Genomic DNA, 20,755 nt, shown 5'->3' on the forward strand with positions numbered 1-20,755 from the left:
CGACGACTCAGTCACCCGGCGCTTCAGTGATCCCGATACGGTTCGTGAGCGGCGCGCCTCCGAGAGTGTGCTGATCGCAGAACGCGAACACGGTCTCATTCCAGACGCGCGCATTCGAGGGCGTCATCACCCAGTGGTTCTCGCCGGTGAGTTGCAGGAATCGGTGTGGCATGTGCGCAGGCTCTCCGTCGAATCCGGACACGAGATCCCACCATGCGCGGAGCGCTTCCGAGATCGGAACCCGATAGTCACGATTCCCGTGCACCAGCAGCATTGGAGTGGTGATGCGGTGGGCGGTCCGGTCGGGTGAGTTCGCCGCGTACCAGTCGGGGTGCTCGGCTTCGGTTCCGAAGATCGCGTTCTTGTTCTCGGCCGCGTCCGTGGTGTCGTGCTGTTGGTCGAGCGACCAGAGCCCGGCATGCGTGACGATGCAACGGAACCGGTCGGTGTGGCCGGCTATCCAGTTGGTCATGTATCCGCCGAAACTGGCGCCGAGGAGCGCAACCCGGTCTCGGTCGAGCGGGAGGCTCGGGTCGTCCAGGACGCTGTCGAGGAGACCTTCGATCTCGTGCCAGACCACGTCGGCACGGTGGGGCCATGCGCGGTCGATGACCTCCTGGCCGTACCCCGTGGAGAGCGCCGGGTCCGGAAGGAGCACGGCATACCCGCGCTCGACGGCGAGCCACGGGTTCCAGCGCCAGGACCACGCGTTCCAGCTCGAGAAGGGTCCGCCGTGTACCCAGACCATCACGGGCACGGTCGCCGATGCGGGTGCGGGCGCGCCATCCGTGCTCGCCGCACGGTCCGCACTTTCGGGGAGAACGAGCCATCCGGGGACGTCGACGCCATCAAGGGTAGCTGCGACCCGGCGCACCGTCCCGGGCAGGGTGTCGATGCGACCGGGTGCCGGGATCGTGTCGATCCGCACTGGATCGGCCTCCGCCTCGGCAGCTGCCTTGCCACCGTTCGAAAGGTCGATGCGGACCGGCGTTGCGGGCGAATCCATTGCGGTTCGGAGCGCGAAGAGCACGCTCCCGTCGGGGTGGGCGATCGGATGACTGTAGACGGCATCGTCGGCGATGGTCCGCAGGATGTCGCCGGTCCTGGGGTCGACGGCGACGACGGCTCCCCGGCCGTGCAGATCCCCCGTCACGAAGACGGTCTCGCCGTCGGCGGACCAGATAGCGTCGGTCCAGTCGAGGTCACCGAGCTCGACACGGACTGCTGGGCCGGTGCCGGCTGCCTCACTGCGATCGCTGCTGAGGCTGACGTCGCTGACGTCCCGCGCGGCGGAATGCGCTCCCGATTTGAGCGGAACGATCTCCAGCCAATCCTGATGGGGCGTGTCGTAGGAACCTGGGCGGAAGAAGCCGACGATGGCGTGCCGTCCGTCTGGTGCGATACGCGGGTGTGACGCATGGGCGCCGGGGCGGTCGACGAGGACCGTCGTCCGTGCGTCGGCGAGTTCGATCCGGGCGATGACACCGTGCGTCGTCCCTCGGCGGCCGCGCCGCGAGAGGCGTGCGAGGGCGAAGCTTCCGTCACCGGCGACGTCGAAGTCCGGGTTCCGAAGCTGCTGGGCAACATCGGGGGTGATGTCCCGCGGGCCGTCTGCACCGATGACGTAGAGGTGCGTCTCGGTATCGCCGAGTTCGTGGTCCCAGAAGCGGATGGGCATACCGTCGTGGAGGATCGCCGTGATGCCGCGATCGGCGCGGGCCTTTCGTCGCGCCGCGTCGTCGGCGATGTCCGTGGATCCCACGAGCTGCGAGCCGCTGACGACGGTGACACCGCTCGGCGTGACGACCGGGCCGCTGATTCCACCGGGAAGCGTCGCGATGCACGTGGGTTCACCTGTTCGCGGGAGGCGCCAGAGGCCGGCCTCCTTCGCGTCGTCCGCAGCACGGGGATCAGGTCGCGCTGAGATGAACAGGAGGCTGCCGTCCGGTTCGAACGCCGGCGCCTGTTCGCCTTCCTCGGAGTGGGTGATCCGACGGGGCTCTGATCGACCGGTTGGATCGAGTTCCCAGAGCGCCGTCACGTATTTGGCGAGTTTGGCGTCCGGCTCTTGGACGGTGGCGACAAGCCGTGCGCCGTCGGCGCTGAGCGCGAGGCCGGTGATTCGGGGAACGCGGATGTATGCGTCGAGCGACGAGAACGGAGTCATCGCCTTCAGGGTATGCCCGGCGGCTCAGCCTTCAGGGTATGCCCGGCGGCTCAGCCTTCAGGGCATGCCCGGCGGCTCAGCCATCGAGGGTATGCCCGGCGGCTCAGCCATCGTTGCCGTCGTTATTGGGCGATGGGGCGAGAGCACGCCGATGAACCGCGACAGGAGCCCGAGCTGTGCGACGGATGTCGGCAGCGCCGCGGTGAGCGCGGGCGAATGCACGATGAATGCAGCCCACTGGGCGCGCGAGATCGCCACGTTGAGCCGGTTCGGCATGAGGAGGAAATCGAGTCCGCGGGGAATGCCGGCGGCGGACGACGCGGCGAGCGAGACGATGGCGACCACAGCCTCCCGACCCTGGAACATGTCGACGGTGCCCACCTGCGTGTTCCGCAGACCTGCTGCGTCGAGGGCACGCCGGATGATCGCGGTCTGTGCGTTGTACGGCGCGACGACGATGATGTCCGCGTCGTCGAGCGGCCGCGTCGTTCCTCCGGCTGTCCAGGCACGACCGAGGAGGTCCTGCGCGATCTGGACGACGCGCGCCGCTTCTTCCGGCGACGCTGTCGTGTTGCCGACGTGTTCGACTGGCACGACATGCACGCCGGGGTCGACACCGACGAGCCTCCGCTCCGGCGCGCGCGAGCGGAGCATGCCGGAGTACGAGAGGTCTGAGACGGCCGTTGTGAGCGCGGGATGCATGCGGTGCGTCTCGGCGAGGAAGTATCCGAATGCCGATGGAAGGACATCGTGGCCGTCCGCAAGCCAACCGAGCGCAGATTGGTCGACGGGTTCGGGGTGCGCTCCCTGCGAGACCTGCGGGAGTTGCTGCGGGTCTCCGAGGAGCAGAAGACGACGTGCGGACACGGATGCGGCGATCGTCGGCGCGAGCGAGAACTGACCCGCCTCGTCGATCACGAGCAGGTCGAGAGCCTGGCGCGGCACGGCGGTCTCGTTCGCGAAGGTCCAAGCGGTGCCGCCGACAACGACACCGCGTCCGGTCACGGTCGCGTCCGCGATCGCTGCGCTGATCTCCGCGTTCCCGGACACTGGGGTCCAGAGCGCGCCATCGCGTCGCTGCTCGTCCGAGCCCTTCTGCACTCCCTTGATGACTTGCTCGGAGGGGACGCCCTTGTGGACGACGGCATCGAGGAAGTGCTCGACGACCGCGTGCGACTGACCCGCGACGCCGATCTTCCAGCCGTGCTGCAGAACCAGTCGGGCGACGACGTTCGACCCGACATACGTCTTGCCGGTTCCGGGTGGCCCTTGAATCGCGAGGTAACTGTGGTCGAGGTCGAGCACCGACGCCGTCACGGCCGCGACGGTGTCGCCATCTCGCACTGCTGCGAGCGACCCTCGGGGCGGCGTTCGACGGAGCAGGTCAAACGCTGGGTCGGGAAGCATCGTCGGCAGCGCCGCGAGGACACGGGCGCCCCACTCTTCGATCGCGGCGGGTTGTGGATGCGCGCGGGGCGGCGCCGCGGGGGCGATCGCCACCGGGATGTCGTCGTGCGCGTCCTCGGCGGAGCGCACGGATTCCTTGAGCAGGACCTCGCAGCGGTCACCGCGTTCGGTCCAATCGATGACCGTCGCTGTGCCCGCCGCCAGTGTTCCGGGCCCGGCCTGCGTGAGGTGCGGCGGAGGCGGGGCGTCGTACGCAACGTAGGGGGTGCCTCCGACCCGGATCCGGCTGCCCGGGGCGAGGCGTCCGCTGACGCGCAGCTCTCGAGAGAACGTCCGCGCCCTCGGCAGCTTGCCCCATGGCCTCGTGACCTCGGCACGCTCGATCACGAGGACGTCGCGCGTGTCCGCCCAGTCGTCCACCGGATTTCGGAGTCGGTCGAAATGTTCCCACCAGAAGGTCTTCGCCTCACGCCGGTGGTAGTCGATAGCGGCCGCCGCGAGGGCGATCGCGGTCTCGTCGGCAGTCCGGTGGAGGGCGTCGACGTGGCCAATTCGCTCGGACAGGGCGACGTACACGGCACTCGGGGCGCGCTCCGACTCAGGCTCAACGAATCCCTCCGCCTCGGCCTCGGCCTCGCCCGCTCCGGCGGCTGCGGGCGAAACGTCGAGGGCGGACTGCACCGGCTCGTTCGGACGGAGGCCGCGCAACCAGTCGCGGAGGCGAAGGGTCGACACGCAGTCGTACTCGTTGTAGTCGGCGATGTCCGCGAGCCGTCGCTCGCCCTCCGCGGTGTCGCCCGATCGGAGGATCTCGACCGCGTCGGCATACGCCTGGATGCTCGCGGTCGCGGTCTGCACGTCGCCCGACCGGTAGTCCGTGCCCATGTACAGCGGCTCGAGCTTCTTGATCGAGTAGCTGGGGCTGCCCACGAGGAGCGCCTTGCGCACGATCGGGTAGAGGTCCACGAGAACGTTCTCTCGCAGCACGGAGTCGACAGCCTCCTCCCCGACACCGTGGCGCGCGGCGAGGCTCAGCAGATGCGTTCGCTCGTATGCGGCGTAGTGGTAGATGTGCATTCGCGGAAACAAGCGGCGCCGGTCGGCCACATAGGTGAGGAACGACTCGAGAGCAGCGCGCTCTGCGGCGATGTCATGCGCCCAAAATGACCGGAACGTTTCATCGGACTCGACGAGCCCGAACAGGTAGTCGAGACCCCACGTCCGCCCGTCCTCCGTATAGAGCGGGTCGCCCTCGAAGTCGAAGAAGATATCGCCGGGGTCCGGCTCGGGAATCGCGCGCAGCGCGTCTGCGCTGATGAGATCGAAGCGGGGCGCGCGATGCGGGTCGTTCGGGTGCGCCGCGCGGTCACGTTCCGTCTCGATCTGCAGCGATGCTTGTCGTCGAAGGTGATCGAGGGTTCGTGCGGGCAGCGCAGCGATATCGCCGCGATGGTTGGCGAGGTCATCGATCGTGCGGATGCCGCCCGCGATCAGGCGGCGCCGTTGGTCGAGGTGCATGTTCGCGACAAGGACGAGGTCACGGTGATGCTCCGTCTGCGTTGCGCAGATGACACACCGGCCGCACGCCGTGTACCTCGGGTCCGCCCAGGTCAGCGGTTCGGTGGCGTCGAGCCGCTCCGCCAGCACTCCGCGCAGCCGATCTCGCTGCCTACGAAAAACCGGGGCGATGTCAGGAAGAGCGTGGACAGACTCGGCGCCGTTTCCGAGCACGAGGCGGACCGTATCGCTGACCGGGATCGCCAAGCGCTCGATTTGCTCGGCGTAGGCAGCGAGCTGCAACAGCGCAGGGATCTTCGCGTGCCTCGCGAGTTTCGTGTCGTACACCTCGTACGCGCCGTCGCCGTTTCGGACGATGAAGTCCGCGAAACCGACGAATGATCCGTCGTAGAACGTGGCCTGATACAGCGCCGGCACCTCGGCTCGCATCGCGTCGGCCGCCGCCAACGCAGCACTCGCGTATTCGTCCGGCCCAGGTCGGTCGAAGCGAACGACGGGCATACGGCGTTCGAGCGCCTCGAGGTAGCGCAATTCGTGCGCGTCGCCGAGCCGGGCTGTGCGCGCGAGCATGTCATCGGCGGGCTCCTCGATGGGATCCGCTCTGCCGAGCTTCGTGTCGAGACGACGAAGGAAGGCCCACTCGCACGCCGCCCAGGCCGACAGATCGGACGGGCTTGTGACGATGGTCCCGCCTGCGGTGATCTGCATGGTGCGCCCCTCGAATCCTGGTGAGGACCTCGCCTCACGTGCAGCCTAGGAGGGCCGGGCGACATCGGGCGCCGGTGCCGGGGCGGCGGTGGAGTATCTCCGGCATCCTCCGATCGGAGGATGCACGCCGGCCCGATTGCCTGATGCGCTCCGACCGTAGAAGCATCACGCTTGTCGCATGGCAACTCCACCTCCCGCGATCGAGGTCGACCACCTCACGAAGCACTATGGTTCATCGGTCGCCCTCGCGGACATTTCGTTCTCCATCGAGGCCGGTGAGACGTTCGCGCTCCTCGGTCCGAACGGGGCGGGCAAGTCGACGACCGTCGAGATCCTCGAGGGCTACCGATCCCCCACCTCTGGCACGGTCCGCGTGCTCGGCATGAATCCGCATCGTGCTGCTCGTGAACATCGGGAACGCGTCGGAATCGTATTGCAGTCAAGCGGAGACTCGGCGAACGTCACGGTCGTCGAGCAGCTTCGTCAGTTCGCGCGCTACTACCCGAATCCATATGACGTTGACGCCCTGCTCCACAGCGTCGGACTCGTCGAGCAGGCTGGTACCCGTCTCGGCAAGCTCTCGGGGGGTCAGCGCCGCCGCGTCGACGTGGCCCTTGGAATCATCGGACATCCCGATGTGCTCTTCCTCGACGAGCCCACCACGGGCTTCGACCCGGAGGCACGTCGCCAATTCTGGGATCTCATCCGTTCCGTGCAGCGCGACGGAACGACGGTCCTGCTGACGACGCATTACCTCGACGAAGCCGCGCAGCTCGCGACGCGCGCAGCGGTGATCGACCACGGCCGCATTGTCGACATCGCGCCCATCGATCGTCTTGGCGGCGAAGCCGCTCGCGTTCCCCTCGTGCGGTGGCGTGACGATGCTGGCTTCCACGAAGAGCGGAGCGCCTCCCCGGTTCAGCTGATCCGCGCGCTCACCGACACCGGAACGATCGAGGATCTCGAGGTCATCCGCCCGAGCCTCGAGGACATTTACTTGGAGATGATTCGATGATCACCATCGGTGTGGGCCGTATCGGCTACGAGTTGCGACAGTACTTCCGGCAGCCCGAAGCGGTGTTCTTCACGTTCTTGTTCCCGATCGTGATGCTCGCCCTCTTCTCGGTGGCGTTCAGTGCGTCGCCCGACATTCACGTTGGGCCGAACGGTCCTGGGGTGACGTTCTCCACCGACTACCTTCCCGGACTCGTTGCGACCGGTGCGTTCCTCAGTGGAACGCAAGCGCTGGGCGTCGACATCGCCACGGAGCGCGGGGACGGCACGTTGAAACGCCTGGGTGGCACGCCCCTGCCCGTTCTGTCGTATTTCGTTGGAAAGATCGGCATGGTGCTCGTCACCGCGGTCGTGCAGACAGTGCTGCTGCTCGCGGTCGCCACAGTTGTCTTCCACGTCACCCTGCCGACGTCCGGGAGCGCGATCGCGAGCGGGATCGGTCTGCTCGTCCTCGGCATCGCAACGAGTTGCGTGCTCGGCATTGCCGTGTCGTCGCTGCCCCGAGACGGCAAGCGCGCAACGGCGGTCATCGTGCCGATCGTGCTGGTCCTTCAGTTCATCTCTGGCGTCTACCTCCCCTTCACGCAGCTGCCCGCCTGGCTGCAGAACCTGGCAAGCATCTTCCCGCTCCGGTGGCTCGCCTCGGGTATGCGGAGCGTCCTCCTGCCCGATGCGTTCCACGTGGCCGAGCCGGGAGACGCGTGGCACGTGGGCGAAGGCTCGCTCATCCTGTTCGCGTGGTTCGTCGCCGGCCTCGCGCTCTGCGCACTGACGTTTCGGTGGAACAAGAAGGACACGTGATGACGCGGCCTCGATGGCACACTGACTCCATGAAGCGCAACGGCTGGTTGCACCTGTTCTTCGTCGCATCGATCGCCCTGACCGCTGCCCTCCTGCCGTTCGCCTGGACACCCCTGCCGTCGTTGTGGCCCGAATACGTCGTCCTCGCAGAGCTCGCCCTCTCCTATAGCACCGTCGGGTGGCGGGGCTATGCGGATCCTCGCGCAGCGGCCGTGTTCCTCCCGATCCTCGTGGCCGCGACTGGAGCGCTCGTCGCGACGGCGCCGAGCGCGGCATCGCTCCAGGCGATCGTGTTCCCTGTGCTCTGGTGCCAGGTGACCACCGTTCGCCAGGGCATCGTCGGCTCGCTCGTCATCGGCGCCGCGACATCGTTGGGCTTCGTCGTCGCGCTTGGTCCGACTCCTGCGACCTGGTCCCAGATCGCATTCATCGAGGGCATCAGCGTCGTCGGATCTGTCGCCCTCGGCATGTGGATCTCGCGGATCACGGCATTGTCCGAGGAGCGGCGGCGGCTGATCACGGAGCTGCAGGTCACGCAGGACGCGCTCGCCGAGGCGCATCGGGCCGCTGGCGCCTCATCGGAGCGAGAACGCATCAGCCGAGAGCTCCACGACACGATCGCGCAGGATCTGGCGGGAATCGTGATGCTCGCGGAACGGGCGCGGCGCGAGCTCACGACGGGCGCGTCCGGGACCGGATTGGAGCGCCTGGACCTGCTCGAGGAAACCGCACGGGACGCCCTCGAGGAGTCGCGCGCGCTCGTCGCAGCCGGAGCCGCCGGCCTGTCGGCGGGCACTCTGGGCGGCGCGTTGCATCGGCTCGCGGACCGATTCGCGCGCGAGACCGGCTGCGACACGGAGGTCTCCGTGGCTCCTGAGGCCGCGGAAGCGCCGATCGACCGCGACATGCAGGTCGTGCTGCTGCGCACCGCGCAGGAGGCGTTGGCGAACGTTCGCGCGCACGCGGCCGCGCGGACCGTGTGGATCGCGCTGGAGTCGCCGACTGACGCGACCGTGCGCCTCCGGGTTCGAGACGACGGACGCGGGTTCGATGTCGGTGCGGCTCGCTCGGGCTTCGGGCTCGCGGGGATCCGTCGACGTCTCGACCTTGCGGGTGGTTCGTTCGAAATCAGGAGTGACGCCGGTGCTGGCACGCTCCTTGCGGTGACACTCCCGCTCGCCGGTGCAGGCGCCGCGCACCCGCCTCTCGAGGCGACAGGAGTGCGCCGATGATCCGTGTCCTGGTCGTCGACGACCACCCGGTCGTCCGTGCGGGGCTCGTCGCGCTGCTGGAGGACGCTTCCGATGTCGCGGTGGTGGGGCAGGCGGCGTCGGGCGACGAGGCGATCTCGATGGCCGTTGCGCTTCAGCCGGACGTGACGCTGATGGACCTCCGTATGCCGGGTCTCGACGGGGATGCCGCGACCGCCCGAATACGGCAGGAGGCACCCGGCGTCCGGGTACTGATCCTGACCACGTACGAGTCGGACGATGCGATTCTCCGGGCGATCGAAGCGGGGGCATCCGGCTACCTGTTGAAAGCAGCGCCCGAGTCCGAGATCCTCGCGGGCTTGCGCGCCACGGCGCGCGGTGAGGCCGCGCTCGCGCCCTCCGCGGCAGCGGCGTTGGTCAGGCGGGCGTCGCTTGTCGCGGCCCCGAGCGCTGGAGTGCCAACCCTGACTGCGCGCGAGCGGCAGGTTTTGGAACTCGTCGCGCAGGGGAACAGCAATCCGGACATCGCGCGATCGCTCTTCGTCAGCGACACGACGGTCAAGACGCATCTCAGCCATGTGTTCGAGAAGCTGGGCGTCGGGGACCGCACGCGCGCGGTGACACGAGCGCTCGAATTGGGAATCCTGCCCGCCGTGCAGCCCTGACCTCATCGGGCGATTGCGGCAGCAACACCCGCGAGAGAACCGGTGCCGCGATCGAGGTAGCCATGGCGGTCGTGGCCAGGAAGCTCAGTGGCGTCATGATCATCGACCAGCAGGTCGTGACTCGTCACGCCTCCGTCGCCACCCGCGGGACCGGACCAGATCACGCTCCCACCGAACGCGCCGGCCGGGTCGGCGCGGTGCGGCACGCTGCCGAAGCGCCCGGCGGCGGCGACGATCTCCGCCCCTTGCACGGCGAAGACATGCTGGACGCCGAGCGCATCCGCATGCTGCACGCGTGCCGGGATCCCGGCGGAACCGAGTGTGACAAAGCTCGTGATACCGAGCTCCGGATGCTCTGCAAGAGCAAGCGCCGCCGTTGTCGACCCATACGAGTGCCCGACGACGTTGATGGATGCGTCGCCTCGCCGAGCGCGGAGCCCTGCGATATCGCTCGCAAGGAGCGGAGCTCCTCGGACCGCATGCGCATCGGTGAGGACGCCAAGCGATTCCGTCACCATCGGCGGAGCCTGGTACCCGAGCCAGGCGACAACCGCGTCGTTGTGACGCCCGTCCTGCTGGAGTTGCCAGAGCACGTTCCCCGCGGCCGTCACGAGGCCGCCGCTCGATGCGAGCGTGGTGCCCATGCCCGGGACGAGATAGGAGACCGAGCGGGCGGCGTCGAGATCGCCGATTGCGATCGAGCCGAGCGGTGGTGCGCCCGCGTCGAACGAGACGATATTGCGCCTCGGCCCCACCGGACCTTCCGAATCGCCGGAGGCAGCGCGGGCGAACGCCGTCAACGCGGTCCAGCGCTGCAGTGCCGCATCGAGCTCTCGCAGGAGGGCAGGGCGTTCCGCCGCTGCGGCAGCGGCCATGCCGGCCCGCAGCACGTCGACGGTCTCGGTCGCGTTCCGAAGCTCCTCATCGAGGACGGTCCTATTGGCAAGGTCGCGCGCCCAGTACGCGACGCCGTCCATATTCCCGAAGAGCGCGGGTGCGGCCACGACGAGGCCGAGTTGCGCCGCGGATGCGAGTGCCGGCCCGCCTCCGCCTCCGCCGCCGCCGAGCGCATCCCACCACTCGGCCACGAGCGGCGCTGGCATACTCCGAAGCCGATCGGCAAGCGCTTCGTCGTGGATCAGTGCAGCACGCGTCTCCGGGTCGGCTTCCGAGAGACGAGCGAGCACCATGGCATCGGAGAGTGCCGGGAAATCGTGCTGCGACGCGCTCGCCGTGTCGAGCACCGCGAGCGACTCGAGGCCCGCGACAGCGCGGCGGATGGCGGACGCACGTTGCGCCTCCAGATCAGTCATGAGCTGATCCAGACGGTCAGCGTTGATCCGCGTGGCATCGAGGTCGTCCGTCAGTGAGCGGAGCAGTACACGGTCGGCCTCGACCGACTGGGCCCCGAGAGCGCGGTCGGTGATCGCCCGGACCGCGGCTTCCGTTCGAAGATGCGTTTGCGCCAAGGCACGGCTCCGGTCGGCGAGCATCCGTTCGTCCTGCTGGAGGCGGTCGAGATCGGCCGCATAGCTGTGCAGGACGTCGGCAGCTCCTGCGATGCGCGCACCGACCCGCACCGCTGCGCGCTGCAACGGAGGCGCTAGGAGATCGAATTGATCACGAGCGCTCCCCGTCCACCCCACATCGGGCACGAGACCGGTTCGCTCGAGTCGATCTGCGGCGTCGGAGACGGCGTTCGCATCACGTGCGAGCGAGCGAGCGATCTCGTCGATCGTTTGGGGCTCGCCTGCGATCTGAAGCGGGCTCATGCGGGAACGGACAGCGCCGTGGCGAGCTGGCCGTCGACTCGTTGCACCGATGATGAGGTCTCATCGAGCAACGCGGCGAGCGCTGCCGCCTCGGCGCCGAGCCAGTCGAGCATCCCGTCGTGAACCCGCATGACGGTGAGATATGCGAGGGCAACGGATTCGGCTCCGAATGCCTCGACAGGGTCGCGACAGAGCCGCGGCTCGCGCTCGAACTGCGCCCGAATGCGCAGCATCTCGGCGCCCGCATCAGCAAGAGCGGCGTGGTCGACGACGAGTTGGTTCGGCATGGCTCCCCGGTTCGGTAGTGCGCGGTTGCATCGAGCACGGTACGAAGTGGGGTGCCAGCAGCGGCACGAGGGGCACGTCCCTGTGGACGGCCACGCCGCGGTCTACTCTGTTGCGGCCAACTGGCCGCACGCTCCGTCGATCTCTTTGCCGCGCGTGTCCCGCAGTGTCGTCGGGATGCCCGCGGCGTTCAGTCGGCGCACGAACTCGTCCTGGACGGACTGCTCCGAGGCGTCCCACACCGAACCGGGAGTGGGGTTCAACGGAATCGGATTCACGTGCACCCACCCCTTGCCGCGCGCGTTGAGTTTCTCTGCGAGCAGATCAGCACGCCACGCGTGATCGTTCATGTCGCGGATGAGCGCGTACTCGATGGACACGCGCCGGCCCGTCGCGTCGAAGTAGCCCCGCGCCGCGTCGAGTGCTTCGTCGACCTTCCAGCGCGAGTTCACGGGGATGAGCTCGTCGCGGAGCTCGTCGTCGGGGGCGTGCAGCGACAGCGCGAACGTCACCGGGATGTTCTCCGCCGCCAGCTTGTTGATCGCAGGAACGAGGCCGACCGTCGAGACGGTGATGCCGCGCGCACTCATCCCGAGCCCGTTCGGCTGCGCCGCGGTCATGACCCGGACGGCATCGATCACGCGCTTGTAGTTCGCGAGAGGCTCCCCCATGCCCATGAACACGATGTTCGTCACGCGCTCGGCGTCGACGCGATCCTGGCCGCCTTTGCCGCGGCGACCACCGAGCTCCCCCGCGGCGATCGCCGCGTTCGCTCGAACGATCTGCTCCACGATCTCGGCGGTCGACATGTTCCGCGTGAGGCCGGCCTGCCCTGTGGCGCAGAACGGGCAGTTCATGCCGCAGCCCGCTTGGGATGACACGCAGAGTGTGATGCGGCCCGGGTACCGCATGAGGACGGATTCCACGAGTGCACCGTCGTGCAGCTTCCAGAGGAACTTGATGGTGTCGCCTCGGTCCGTCTCGAGACGACGCGCCTCGGTCAACAGTGGCGGGAGCAGGCCAGCGACGAGCTCGGCGCGGGACGCCTCGGGGAGATCGGTCATCCGGGCCGGATCGGACGTGTAGTGCGCAAAGTAGTGGGTCGCGAGCTGCTTCGCCCGGAACTTGGGCAATCCGAGCTCGAGGACCCGCGCCTCCCGCTCGGCGACCGAGAGATCGGCGAGGTGCACCGGAGGCTTTCCTCGCTTCGGCGACGAGAACTGCAGCAGCGGCCGGCCGTCTGCGCCCGTCTGCTGCTGCCATCCCTCGGCCCGTGGTCGCACCTGCGGGCGCGTCGCACCACCGGTTGCATGGGACGGGAGGCGCGTTGCAGGCATGCAGACAAGGGTACGTGACCGGGACGGCCGCGGACGGAGTCGCGCGTGACCGATCCCGAGCGCGCGTCGCGTCGCTGCTTCCCGAGCTCCTGCCAGAGCAGGCTAGGACCGGACGAGCCGTGCGATCGCTTCGGAGGCCTCCCGGATCTTTGCGTCCGCGGCCTCCGGTCCGTCGGCGATCGCGTCTTTCACGCAGTGCGCAAGGTGATCATTGAGGAGACCGAGCGCCACCGACTCCAATGCCTTCGTCATCGCGGACACCTGCGTGAGGATGTCGATGCAGTACTGCTCCTCATCGACCATCCGCTGGAGTCCGCGCGCCTGCCCTTCGATTCGGCGCAAGCGCTTGCGGTAGTCGTCTTTCGCGGTGATGTAGCCGTGCTGGCGCTCGTGGTCGACCGCGTCGGACATCAGGGATCCTCCCAAATCGCAACCCATCGCACTCGACGAATACGACCTGGGGCGGAATACGGATTCGTCGAAACGCGCTACCGTGGATCGACGGTACCCCCCCAGGGTACCCGAATCGCTCAATCAGGAGGGTCCCGCCATGTTCATACTGAACTCGATCGGTGCGGCGCTTGCTGCGGCCGGCACGATGGGCTGGAAGATTCTCTGGCCGCTGATCCTCGGCTTCACGCTCTCCGGGGTGATCCAAGCAGTCGTCAAGACCGAACGGATCACGGCACTGATGCGCGACGACGGACCGAAGTCGATCACCGTTGCGAGCCTCCTGGGCGCCGCGTCCTCGTCATGCTCTTACGCGGCGGTCGCACTCGCGCGGGCGCTCTTCCGGAAGGGCGCGAATTTCACAGCGGCGATGGCGTTCGAGATCGCCTCGACGAACCTGGTCGTCGAACTCGGCCTGATCCTCGCGTTCATCATGGGATGGCAGTTCACGCTCGCCGAATTCGTGGGCGGACCGCTCATGATCATTCTCATCGCGCTGGGATTCCGGCTCTGGATGCGCGGGCGCATCGTCGATGCTGCACGCGTCCAGGCTGATCGGGGCCTCGCTGGCTCGATGGAGGGCCACGCAGCCATGGACATGTCAGTCGGCGGGGACGCTTCGTTCGGCAAGCGACTGTTCTCGAAAGCCGGAATCGTCAGCACCGCTCAATATTTTGTGATGGATTGGGGCGCAGTCCTGCGCGATATCGTCATCGGCCTGCTCATCGCGGGTGCGTTCGATGCGTGGGTGCCGAAGTCGTGGCTGCAGACGGTGTTCCTCGAGGGGCATCCCGTGCTGTCGTTCCTGATCGACCCGATCATCGGTCCTGTGCTCGCGGCAGTGAGCTTCGTGTGTTCGGTCGGTAACGTGCCGCTTGCGGCGGTGCTCTGGAACGGCGGTATCAGCTTCGGCGGGGTGGTCAGTTTCATCTTCGCCGACCTCATCATCATCCCGATCATCGTGATCTACCGGAAGTACTACGGCATGAAGGCGGCGCTCCGGATCACCGGTGTCTTCTATGGCGCGATGGTGATCGCCGGATACGTCGTGGAGCTCGTCTTCACACCGCTGCACCTCGTTCCGACGGACCGCCACCTGGCGATCAGCACGTTCGCGATCCGCTGGGACTACACGACTTGGCTCAACATCGCCTTCCTCGCGATCGCTGCGGGCCTCCTCATCGTGTTCACCCGGAGCGGATCCTGGCCCATGATGCGGATGATGGGAGGCGCACCGGACGCCGAGCACGACCACAGCGGTCACGAGCACGAGCACGACCACAGCGGTCACGAGCACGCACACGAGGCGCACGACCCTGCCCCGCACGACCACGCCGAGCACGAGCACGGGCACTGATCGGACCGGGCGTTCGCACTCCCCCGAGTCGCCCGACCGACTTCTGAAGGAACGTCACTCGCCGGCGCGATCCCCCATCTGCCGCAACAGCAGTGGGCCCGACGCGAGAATGAGCACGATGATCAGCCCCGCGAACGCGAGTGCCACCCAGATCAGCGGCAGCCAGATGAGGGCGACGCCGATCAGAAGCGGTGGAATGGTGAGGCCGACATATGCGAGGAGGAAGATGCCCGCGAGCACCTGCCCCTGCTGACCTTCCTCGGCCAGACCACCAGCAGCGGTGAGGGCGCCCCGGAACACCAGGCCGACCCCGATTCCGGCGATGACGCCGCCGCCCAGGAACAACGCCAAACCGCGCGACACATCGCCGACTCCGATCGCCACCATCCCTGCGACCATCGAGACAACACCGGTCAACAACTGCCGCCGGACAGCGACTCGAGCGAACACGACCTGCGCCACCGCCGCTGAGGCCAGCACGGCGAAGGCAGCGAATCCGGCGAGGACTCTGCTCCGGTCCCCGATCGACGTGGCGAGGAAGGTCGGCGCGACCGCTCCGAAAAAGGCGCTGATCGCGAAGGCGGCGAACGCGCCCACCCCGGCCGCCCAGTAGGGCGCGCGATTCTCGCGTGGCACCGTGATGCGCTGCGGGTGCCATCGCACCCGCTCCCGAGGTGGCGAAACCGTCTCCGGCACGAACGCGATCGCGAGGGCGGCGAGCGCGATGAGCACCACGTACACCGCATACGACACGACGAGTGGTGACGGCGCAACGACGGACAGCACACCTGCGATCAGCGGCCCGATCGCGAGCCCGCCGAGGTTTGCAACGCCGGCGAGCGTCGTCGCCAACGTGGGCGAGCCTCCCGCCCGTGCGCGTAACTCGCCGAGCGCGGCGGTCGCCGTCGCCGTGAGCGTCCCCACCCCGAGCCCGCTGACGAATCGAGCGACGAGCAACAAGACCACGCCGTGGAACAGCACGAACATGATCGCGGAGACGAACAGCAGCGCGGCGGAGACGAGCATCATGCGCCTCCGCCCCACCCAGTCGCTCACGTGCCCGGCGAGCAGGAGCGACACGATCACTCCGAAGGAGTACATCGCGAAGATCGCGGTGACCACGACGGTCGGGAATCGGTCGCGCTGCTCGTAGAGCCCGTAGAGCGGTGTCGGAAGCGTCGTGAACGACATCAGCGTGAAGAAGGCGGCCGCGGTGATCCAGAACGCTACTTGCGGCGTGAGGGTCGGAACCCGGCGCTTCGAATTCGGCACCACGCTGACGCTACGCGCCCTCGGGCTGGTCGCGTCGGCCTGACTGTCCGGGCCGCGCCCGGAGCCTCGCACACCTCAGCGAGCGCTCCGCCGGCGTTGGTCGACAAGCAGCAGGACACCCGCGCCCGAAAGGCCGACACCGAGAGCGATCCAGAGGCCGATCGGTCCGCTTCCCGTGAAGGCCAGCGAACCCGTCGCGAGCGTCGCACCCAGGCCGTTGTACGCGGCAGAGTCGTGCCGTCGGGCGCCACCGCGATGACCTGGTAGTAGTACGTCACTCCGGGAAGCAGTCCGGTTACCACCCAACTCGTTGACGCCGCGGTCGCCTCGAACGGCGCTCCCGCGACGAGCGAGCCGAGGTTCTTGCTCGTGGAGACGAGGATCCGGTAGCCCGCGGCGCCGTGGACGGCGCTCCAGCGCGCGGTGAGCGTCGTTTGGCTCGATCCCGCGATCGGTGTGGTGTTCGTGATGGAGGCGGCCGTCACGGTGATCGGGCCGGTCGCCGTCGCCGTGTCGTACGATTCGTCGCCGCTGTAGAGCGCGGTGATGGTGGTCAGGCCCGGCTCGATCGCATCGGTTGCACAGGTCAGGGAGGGCAGTTCCGCGGTACAGAGCACCCGACCATTCGCCGAGAACTGCACGGAGCCGGTGGCGTCCGCAGGGATGCCCGTGGCACTCAGGGTGGCAGTATCGCCCCACGTCCCGGTCGTCGCGCTGGTCCGCACCTGCAGCACGAACCGCTGCGGCGTCACTGTGAGGCGGATTGGCGAACCAGCGCTCCCGGCGTAGTTCGCGTCACCCGAGTATGTCGGCGTCACGGCATATGTTCCGCCCGGAACCGTCGTGTTCGTCTGGCAGGACGGAGCGAGCGCGAGCTCGATCGTGTAGAGGATCGTGCCATCCGCTGAGCGGAACACCACCGTACCGGTCGCGCCGACCGGGAGATTCGCTGCCGTGAACGTCACAGCAGTCCCGTGTCCCACGGTCAGTGGCGAGCTCGTCGCAGCCGAAGTCGCGCTGCCGGAGGCTGCCGCTTGGACGCTCGTCGCAGCGCGGCCAACGTTGAGCGTGATCTGCCCCGCAGTCGTGTAGGGAGCGTTGTTCGCGTCGCCCTCGTAGGTCGCGGCGATTGCGTAGCTGCCGGCGGGGAGCGACGAACTGCTGTCGCACGCTGTGCTGTCGCCAGCGATGCGCACGGTGGCGGTGCAGAGGATGTCACCCGATGCGTCCGTGTAGTCGATCGTTCTGGTTGCATCAGCGGGGAGATTCGTCACGGCGAGCGTTGCGACGGCTCCGTAGCTCACCGACGCGGTCTGCGCGCCGTCGACCGTTGCGGTGAGCGCCGGCTGCGCTTTGGCCACGGTGAGCTGGATCGCGTTTGCCACGGCTGCCGCGTAGTTCGAGTCGCCGCTGTACGTGGCGGTCACGGTGTAGACACCTGCCGCCAGCACGGAAGCCGTGTCGCAGGATCCCGTCGTGCTCGAGGTGAGATCGACGGTGCACAGCGTTGCGCCGGCAGACGTGGTGAATCGGACGGTTCCTGTTGCGTCGGACGGGATTCCGAGGGTGCTGAGGACAGCCGAGTCGCCGTGCACGATCGTGTCGTGGGTCACCCCGTCAGCGGTTGCGGAGACGGTGACATCGGCAACGGTGACGGTGAGTCGAACGCTCGCGCTGGTCGCCGAGGTGTAGTTGCTGTCTCCTGACCACGCGACCGTGACGGAGTGAGCCCCGGCCGCAAGCCCGGATGGGGACTGGCAGCTCGGTGCGCTGACTGTCGTCGTGCAGGAGAGCGTCCCATCGATGAAGATCTGCAGCGCTGAAGCGGGGTCGGCATTCGCGGGAAGGCCCGTCTGCGCGTTGCGATCGTATTGGACCGCTGCGAATGATCGAGCGTCGCTCATCACCCCGAAGCGGGGCACGCGGCGAGCGCCGCGTGCCCCGCGTTGGATTCTCTCGTCAGGCCTCGCGCGTCTTCGGTGAGCTGTCCTTCGTGCGCTCCGGGTCGCGTTCGATGACGCCGTCGAGCGCGCTGTCGATGCGCTGGATCGCGTCGGACGGAATCGTCACGCCGGCAGCGCCAGCATTGTCGTGCACCTGCTCGGGACGGGATGCACCGATGATCGCCGACGCGACGTTCTCGTTCTGCAGCACCCACGCGACGGCGAGCTGCGCCATCGACAGGTTCAGCTCCTCGGCAATCGGCTTCAGCTGCTGGACTCGCTCGAGCACGTCGTCACGCATCCACCGCCCGATCATGCGCGCGCCGCCCTTGTCGTCGGTCGCACGCGAGCCCTCGGGCAGCGGCTGGCCGGGCTGGTACTTTCCGGTCAGCACTCCCTGTGCGATTGGGGACCACACGATCTGGGAGACGCCCAGCTCCTTCGATGCAGGCACAACCTCGCCCTCGATCACTCGCCAGAGCGCCGAGTACTGCGGCTGGTTCGAGATGAGCTGCACACCGAGCTCCGTCGCGAGCTTGTGGCCGGCGCGGAGCTGTTCGGCGGTCCACTCCGACACACCGATGTAGAGCACCTTGCCCTGACGAACGATGTCGGCAAATGCCTGCATCGTCTCTTCGAGCGGTGTCTCATAGTCGAAACGGTGCGCCTGGTACAGATCGACATAGTCGGTCTGGAGGCGACGCAACGAACCGTTGATCGACTCCAGAATGTGCTTCCGCGACAGACCGGTGTCGTTGTGCTGCTTCGGGCCGGTGGGGCCGAACACCTTTGTCGCGATCTCCAGCGATTCGCGGCGCTGGCCCTTCAGCGCTTCACCGAGGACGGTCTCAGCACCCGTGTTCGCGTACACGTCCGCCGTGTCGAACGTTGTGATGCCCTCGTCGAGGGCGGCGCGCACACATGCGATCGCCGCGTCGTTCTCGACCTGTGACGCGTGGGTCAGCCAGTTGCCATAGGTGATCTCGGAGACCTTCAGACCCGAGTTGCCCAGGTAGCGGTATTCCATTCCATGGTCCTTCCGTGCCGAATCGATTCGGCGTCCTCGAACGACGGTAGTCCGCTGGTAGCGTTCGCGCCGAACCAGCCCGCGTTTTTCGCGGCCAGGCCGACGATCAAGCCACTCCTGAGGAGTCCACATGAAACGCGTCAGAGTCGTCTCTGTACCGGTCAGCGATCAGGAGCGCGCGAAGCGCTTCTACACGGAACAGGTCGGGCTCGTGGTGCTCGCGGAGTCGACGTTCGGGCCCGGCATGCACTGGATCCAGGTCGGTCCGGAGGGCGGAGAGGCGTCGCTCACACTCGTCACCTGGTTCGACTCGATGCCCGCGGGGTCCTTACGCGGGCTCGTGATCGACTGCGACGACCTCAATGCGGACTACGAGGCGATGCTCGAGCGCGGCGTTCCGTTCCTTGCACCGCCCGCCGAGATGCCCGGCGGCGTGTTCGCGTCGTTCCTCGATCCGGACGGCAACCAGATCGCACTCCGCCAGGACACCTTCACATATCCGTCGCCGGCGGCCTGACTGCGCTGATCGGATGCGTCTGAGCCGAACGGGACGGGGCGCAGCCTTGAGTGATCGGCGGGCGCGCTGCATCTGCTGCGCGAACACCGCGGCTCCGGCGGCACGTTGCTGGAGCCCTGATCCTCCGGGAGTAACCGTGAAAGCAGTCGTTTACAAGGGCCCGTTCGACGTTCAGACCGAGACGGTCGACGACCCGAAGATCGAAGCCCCTCTCGATGCCATTGTGCAGATCACGACGGCGAACATCTGCGGCTCCGATCTGCATCCCTACGAAGGACGTGTCGACTTCCAGTCCGGCATGGTGCTGGGCCACGAGAACATGGGCGTCGTCGTCGAGGTCGGAAATGCGGTCAATCGCATCAGCGTCGGCGACCGGGTGTCCGTTCCGTTCAACATGGCGTGCGGGACCTGCCGCAACTGCAACGCCGGTTGGACCTCGGCGTGTCTGCGTGCAAATCCGAGTGGCCAGCCGGGCGCCGGCTACGGCTATCCGATGATGGGCCCGTACTGGGGCGGCCAGGCGGAATACCTTCGGGTCCCGTGGGCGGACTTCAACCTGCTCCACCTTCCGGCCGGACGCGAGCACGAGAACGACTTCACGATGCTCTCCGACATCTTCCCGACGGGCTATCACGGAACGGAACTCGCCGGCGTTGCACCCGGGAAGACCGTCGCAATCTTCGGGGCGGGTCCGGTGGGAATCATGGCCGCACATAGCGCGATGCTGCGGGGCGCCTCCCAAGTATTCGTCGTCGATCAGGAGCCGGACCGTCTCCGGCTTGTCGAGCACTACGGCGCGACCCCTATCAACGCCGCGGAGACGGACGTCGCGCAGGCGATCATGGACGGCACCGACGGATTCGGCGTCGACTGCGGTGTTGAAGCGGTGGGCTACCAGGCGCACGATCACACCGGCAAGGAGCATCCGTCGATGACACTGGACACCTTGATCGAAGTAGTCCGCGCGACGGGCCGGATCGGTGTCGTGGGCGTCTATGAGCCGGAGGACCCGGACGCAGCGACCGAGACCGCGAAGCAGGGCCGCGTCGCCTTCGACTGGGGCACAGCCTGGACGAAGGGAATCGCCTTCGGCACCGGTCAGTGTCCTGTCAAGCGCTACAACATCGAGCTCCGCGACCTGATCATCCGCGGACGCGCACACCCCGGGGACATCGTCTCGCAGGAGCTCACGCTCGATGAGGCGCCGGGGGCCTACAAGCACTTCGACGACCGCGAGGACGGCTGGACGAAGGTTGTGCTGCACCCAGAGCGCGCTGCCGCCTGATCGTTGTGCCGGCGGCGCT

General features: G+C 67.5%; 16 protein-coding genes. 7 read left to right on the forward strand and 9 right to left on the reverse strand.

Annotated features, from left to right (window positions below; all coding sequences use genetic code 11):
* Positions 1 to 7: 7 nt before the first annotated feature.
* Entirely contained in the window at positions 8 to 2,167 is a 2,160-nt protein-coding gene (locus CAM01S_RS10285) for a S9 family peptidase (protein WP_066520705.1), read from the reverse strand.
* Between the two features lie 57 nt (positions 2,168 to 2,224).
* Positions 2,225 to 5,800 carry a TM0106 family RecB-like putative nuclease gene (locus CAM01S_RS10290; RefSeq protein WP_083527932.1) on the reverse strand — a complete coding sequence of 1,192 codons (3,576 nt, stop codon included), beginning with the start codon at positions 5,798 to 5,800 and terminating at the stop codon, positions 2,225 to 2,227.
* Positions 5,801 to 5,978: 178 nt separating this feature from the next.
* Between CAM01S_RS10290 and CAM01S_RS10295 the strand changes: the two genes are divergently transcribed.
* The 4 genes from CAM01S_RS10295 to CAM01S_RS10310 are packed head-to-tail and all read left to right on the forward strand — an operon-like array spanning position 5,979 to position 9,491.
* A complete protein-coding gene (locus CAM01S_RS10295) occupies positions 5,979 to 6,815 on the forward strand; it encodes an ABC transporter ATP-binding protein (protein WP_066520707.1) in 837 nt (278 codons plus the stop codon).
* Positions 6,812 to 7,615: an ABC transporter permease gene (locus CAM01S_RS10300; RefSeq protein WP_066520710.1), complete on the forward strand. Its 804-nt coding sequence runs from the start codon at positions 6,812 to 6,814 to the stop codon at positions 7,613 to 7,615. Before CAM01S_RS10295 ends, CAM01S_RS10300 begins: the two co-directional genes overlap by 4 nt.
* A gap of 29 nt (positions 7,616 to 7,644) precedes the next feature.
* On the forward strand, positions 7,645 to 8,847 hold the full coding sequence (locus tag CAM01S_RS10305; protein WP_066520713.1) for a sensor histidine kinase: 1,203 nt from the start codon (positions 7,645 to 7,647) through the stop codon (positions 8,845 to 8,847).
* Positions 8,844 to 9,491, forward strand: a complete 648-nt coding sequence (locus CAM01S_RS10310; RefSeq protein ID WP_066520714.1) for a response regulator — start codon at positions 8,844 to 8,846, stop codon at positions 9,489 to 9,491. The genes CAM01S_RS10305 and CAM01S_RS10310 overlap by 4 nt, the downstream gene beginning before the upstream one ends.
* Before the next feature lie 2 nt (positions 9,492 to 9,493).
* Here the strand turns inward: CAM01S_RS10310 and CAM01S_RS10315 are convergent, their stop codons facing one another.
* From CAM01S_RS10315 to CAM01S_RS10330, 4 genes are all read right to left on the reverse strand, one after another.
* Entirely contained in the window at positions 9,494 to 11,263 is a 1,770-nt protein-coding gene (locus CAM01S_RS10315) for an alpha/beta hydrolase (RefSeq protein ID WP_066520716.1), read from the reverse strand.
* On the reverse strand, positions 11,260 to 11,550 hold the full coding sequence (locus tag CAM01S_RS10320) for a hypothetical protein (RefSeq protein ID WP_066520719.1): 291 nt from the start codon (positions 11,548 to 11,550) through the stop codon (positions 11,260 to 11,262). Before CAM01S_RS10320 ends, CAM01S_RS10315 begins: the two co-directional genes overlap by 4 nt.
* A 102-nt stretch (positions 11,551 to 11,652) precedes the next feature.
* Positions 11,653 to 12,885: a dual-specificity RNA methyltransferase RlmN gene (gene rlmN, locus CAM01S_RS10325; RefSeq protein ID WP_066520723.1), complete on the reverse strand. Its 1,233-nt coding sequence runs from the start codon at positions 12,883 to 12,885 to the stop codon at positions 11,653 to 11,655.
* Positions 12,886 to 12,987: 102 nt separating this feature from the next.
* The gene (locus CAM01S_RS10330) at positions 12,988 to 13,296 is read right to left on the reverse strand and encodes a metal-sensitive transcriptional regulator (RefSeq protein WP_066520726.1); all 309 of its coding nucleotides are present in this window, start codon (positions 13,294 to 13,296) and stop codon (positions 12,988 to 12,990) included.
* Positions 13,297 to 13,435: 139 nt separating this feature from the next.
* Here CAM01S_RS10330 and CAM01S_RS10335 point away from each other — a divergent pair, with 139 nt between their 5' ends.
* On the forward strand, positions 13,436 to 14,692 hold the full coding sequence (locus CAM01S_RS10335) for a permease (RefSeq protein WP_066520728.1): 1,257 nt from the start codon (positions 13,436 to 13,438) through the stop codon (positions 14,690 to 14,692).
* A gap of 54 nt (positions 14,693 to 14,746) precedes the next feature.
* On the opposite strand, the gene CAM01S_RS10340 is transcribed toward CAM01S_RS10335, so the two are convergent.
* The 3 genes from CAM01S_RS10340 to CAM01S_RS10350 are packed head-to-tail and all read right to left on the reverse strand — an operon-like array spanning position 14,747 to position 18,934.
* Positions 14,747 to 15,964, reverse strand: coding sequence for an MFS transporter (locus CAM01S_RS10340; RefSeq protein WP_157071511.1), 1,218 nt, complete (start codon positions 15,962 to 15,964; stop codon positions 14,747 to 14,749).
* Entirely contained in the window at positions 15,919 to 17,868 is a 1,950-nt protein-coding gene (locus CAM01S_RS10345) for an Ig-like domain-containing protein (protein ID WP_157071512.1), read from the reverse strand. The genes CAM01S_RS10340 and CAM01S_RS10345 overlap by 46 nt, the downstream gene beginning before the upstream one ends.
* 55 nt (positions 17,869 to 17,923) lie before the next feature.
* Entirely contained in the window at positions 17,924 to 18,934 is a 1,011-nt protein-coding gene (locus CAM01S_RS10350) for an aldo/keto reductase family protein (RefSeq protein WP_066520740.1), read from the reverse strand.
* 130 nt (positions 18,935 to 19,064) lie between these two features.
* Here CAM01S_RS10350 and CAM01S_RS10355 point away from each other — a divergent pair, with 130 nt between their 5' ends.
* Both CAM01S_RS10355 and CAM01S_RS10360 read left to right on the forward strand, forming a co-directional pair.
* Positions 19,065 to 19,451: a VOC family protein gene (locus tag CAM01S_RS10355; protein ID WP_066520749.1), complete on the forward strand. Its 387-nt coding sequence runs from the start codon at positions 19,065 to 19,067 to the stop codon at positions 19,449 to 19,451.
* Between the two features lie 136 nt (positions 19,452 to 19,587).
* A complete protein-coding gene (locus CAM01S_RS10360) occupies positions 19,588 to 20,736 on the forward strand; it encodes a glutathione-independent formaldehyde dehydrogenase (protein WP_066520753.1) in 1,149 nt (382 codons plus the stop codon).
* Positions 20,737 to 20,755: the final 19 nt, after the last annotated feature.

Origin of the sequence: Curtobacterium ammoniigenes NBRC 101786, assembly GCF_001571045.1 — a bacterium.
In the GTDB taxonomy this organism is placed as follows: Bacteria; Actinomycetota; Actinomycetes; order Actinomycetales; family Microbacteriaceae; genus Curtobacterium; species Curtobacterium ammoniigenes.

Bases quoted from the DNA above. Each gene is read 5' to 3' on its own strand.
- CAM01S_RS10285 (WP_066520705.1), bottom strand. From the start codon at position 2,167: ATGACTCCGTTCTCGTCGCTCGACGCATACATCCGCGTTCCCCGAATC.
- CAM01S_RS10290 (WP_083527932.1), bottom strand. From the start codon at position 5,800: ATGCAGATCACCGCAGGCGGGACCATCGTCACAAGCCCGTCCGATCTG.
- CAM01S_RS10295 (WP_066520707.1), top strand. From the start codon at position 5,979: ATGGCAACTCCACCTCCCGCGATCGAGGTCGACCACCTCACGAAGCAC.
- CAM01S_RS10300 (WP_066520710.1), top strand. From the start codon at position 6,812: ATGATCACCATCGGTGTGGGCCGTATCGGCTACGAGTTGCGACAGTAC.
- CAM01S_RS10305 (WP_066520713.1), top strand. From the start codon at position 7,645: ATGAAGCGCAACGGCTGGTTGCACCTGTTCTTCGTCGCATCGATCGCC.
- CAM01S_RS10310 (WP_066520714.1), top strand. From the start codon at position 8,844: ATGATCCGTGTCCTGGTCGTCGACGACCACCCGGTCGTCCGTGCGGGG.
- CAM01S_RS10315 (WP_066520716.1), bottom strand. From the start codon at position 11,263: ATGAGCCCGCTTCAGATCGCAGGCGAGCCCCAAACGATCGACGAGATC.
- CAM01S_RS10320 (WP_066520719.1), bottom strand. From the start codon at position 11,550: ATGCCGAACCAACTCGTCGTCGACCACGCCGCTCTTGCTGATGCGGGC.
- rlmN (WP_066520723.1), bottom strand. From the start codon at position 12,885: ATGCCTGCAACGCGCCTCCCGTCCCATGCAACCGGTGGTGCGACGCGC.
- CAM01S_RS10330 (WP_066520726.1), bottom strand. From the start codon at position 13,296: ATGTCCGACGCGGTCGACCACGAGCGCCAGCACGGCTACATCACCGCG.
- CAM01S_RS10335 (WP_066520728.1), top strand. From the start codon at position 13,436: ATGTTCATACTGAACTCGATCGGTGCGGCGCTTGCTGCGGCCGGCACG.
- CAM01S_RS10345 (WP_157071512.1), bottom strand. From the start codon at position 17,868: ATGAGCGACGCTCGATCATTCGCAGCGGTCCAATACGATCGCAACGCG.
- CAM01S_RS10350 (WP_066520740.1), bottom strand. From the start codon at position 18,934: ATGGAATACCGCTACCTGGGCAACTCGGGTCTGAAGGTCTCCGAGATC.
- CAM01S_RS10355 (WP_066520749.1), top strand. From the start codon at position 19,065: ATGAAACGCGTCAGAGTCGTCTCTGTACCGGTCAGCGATCAGGAGCGC.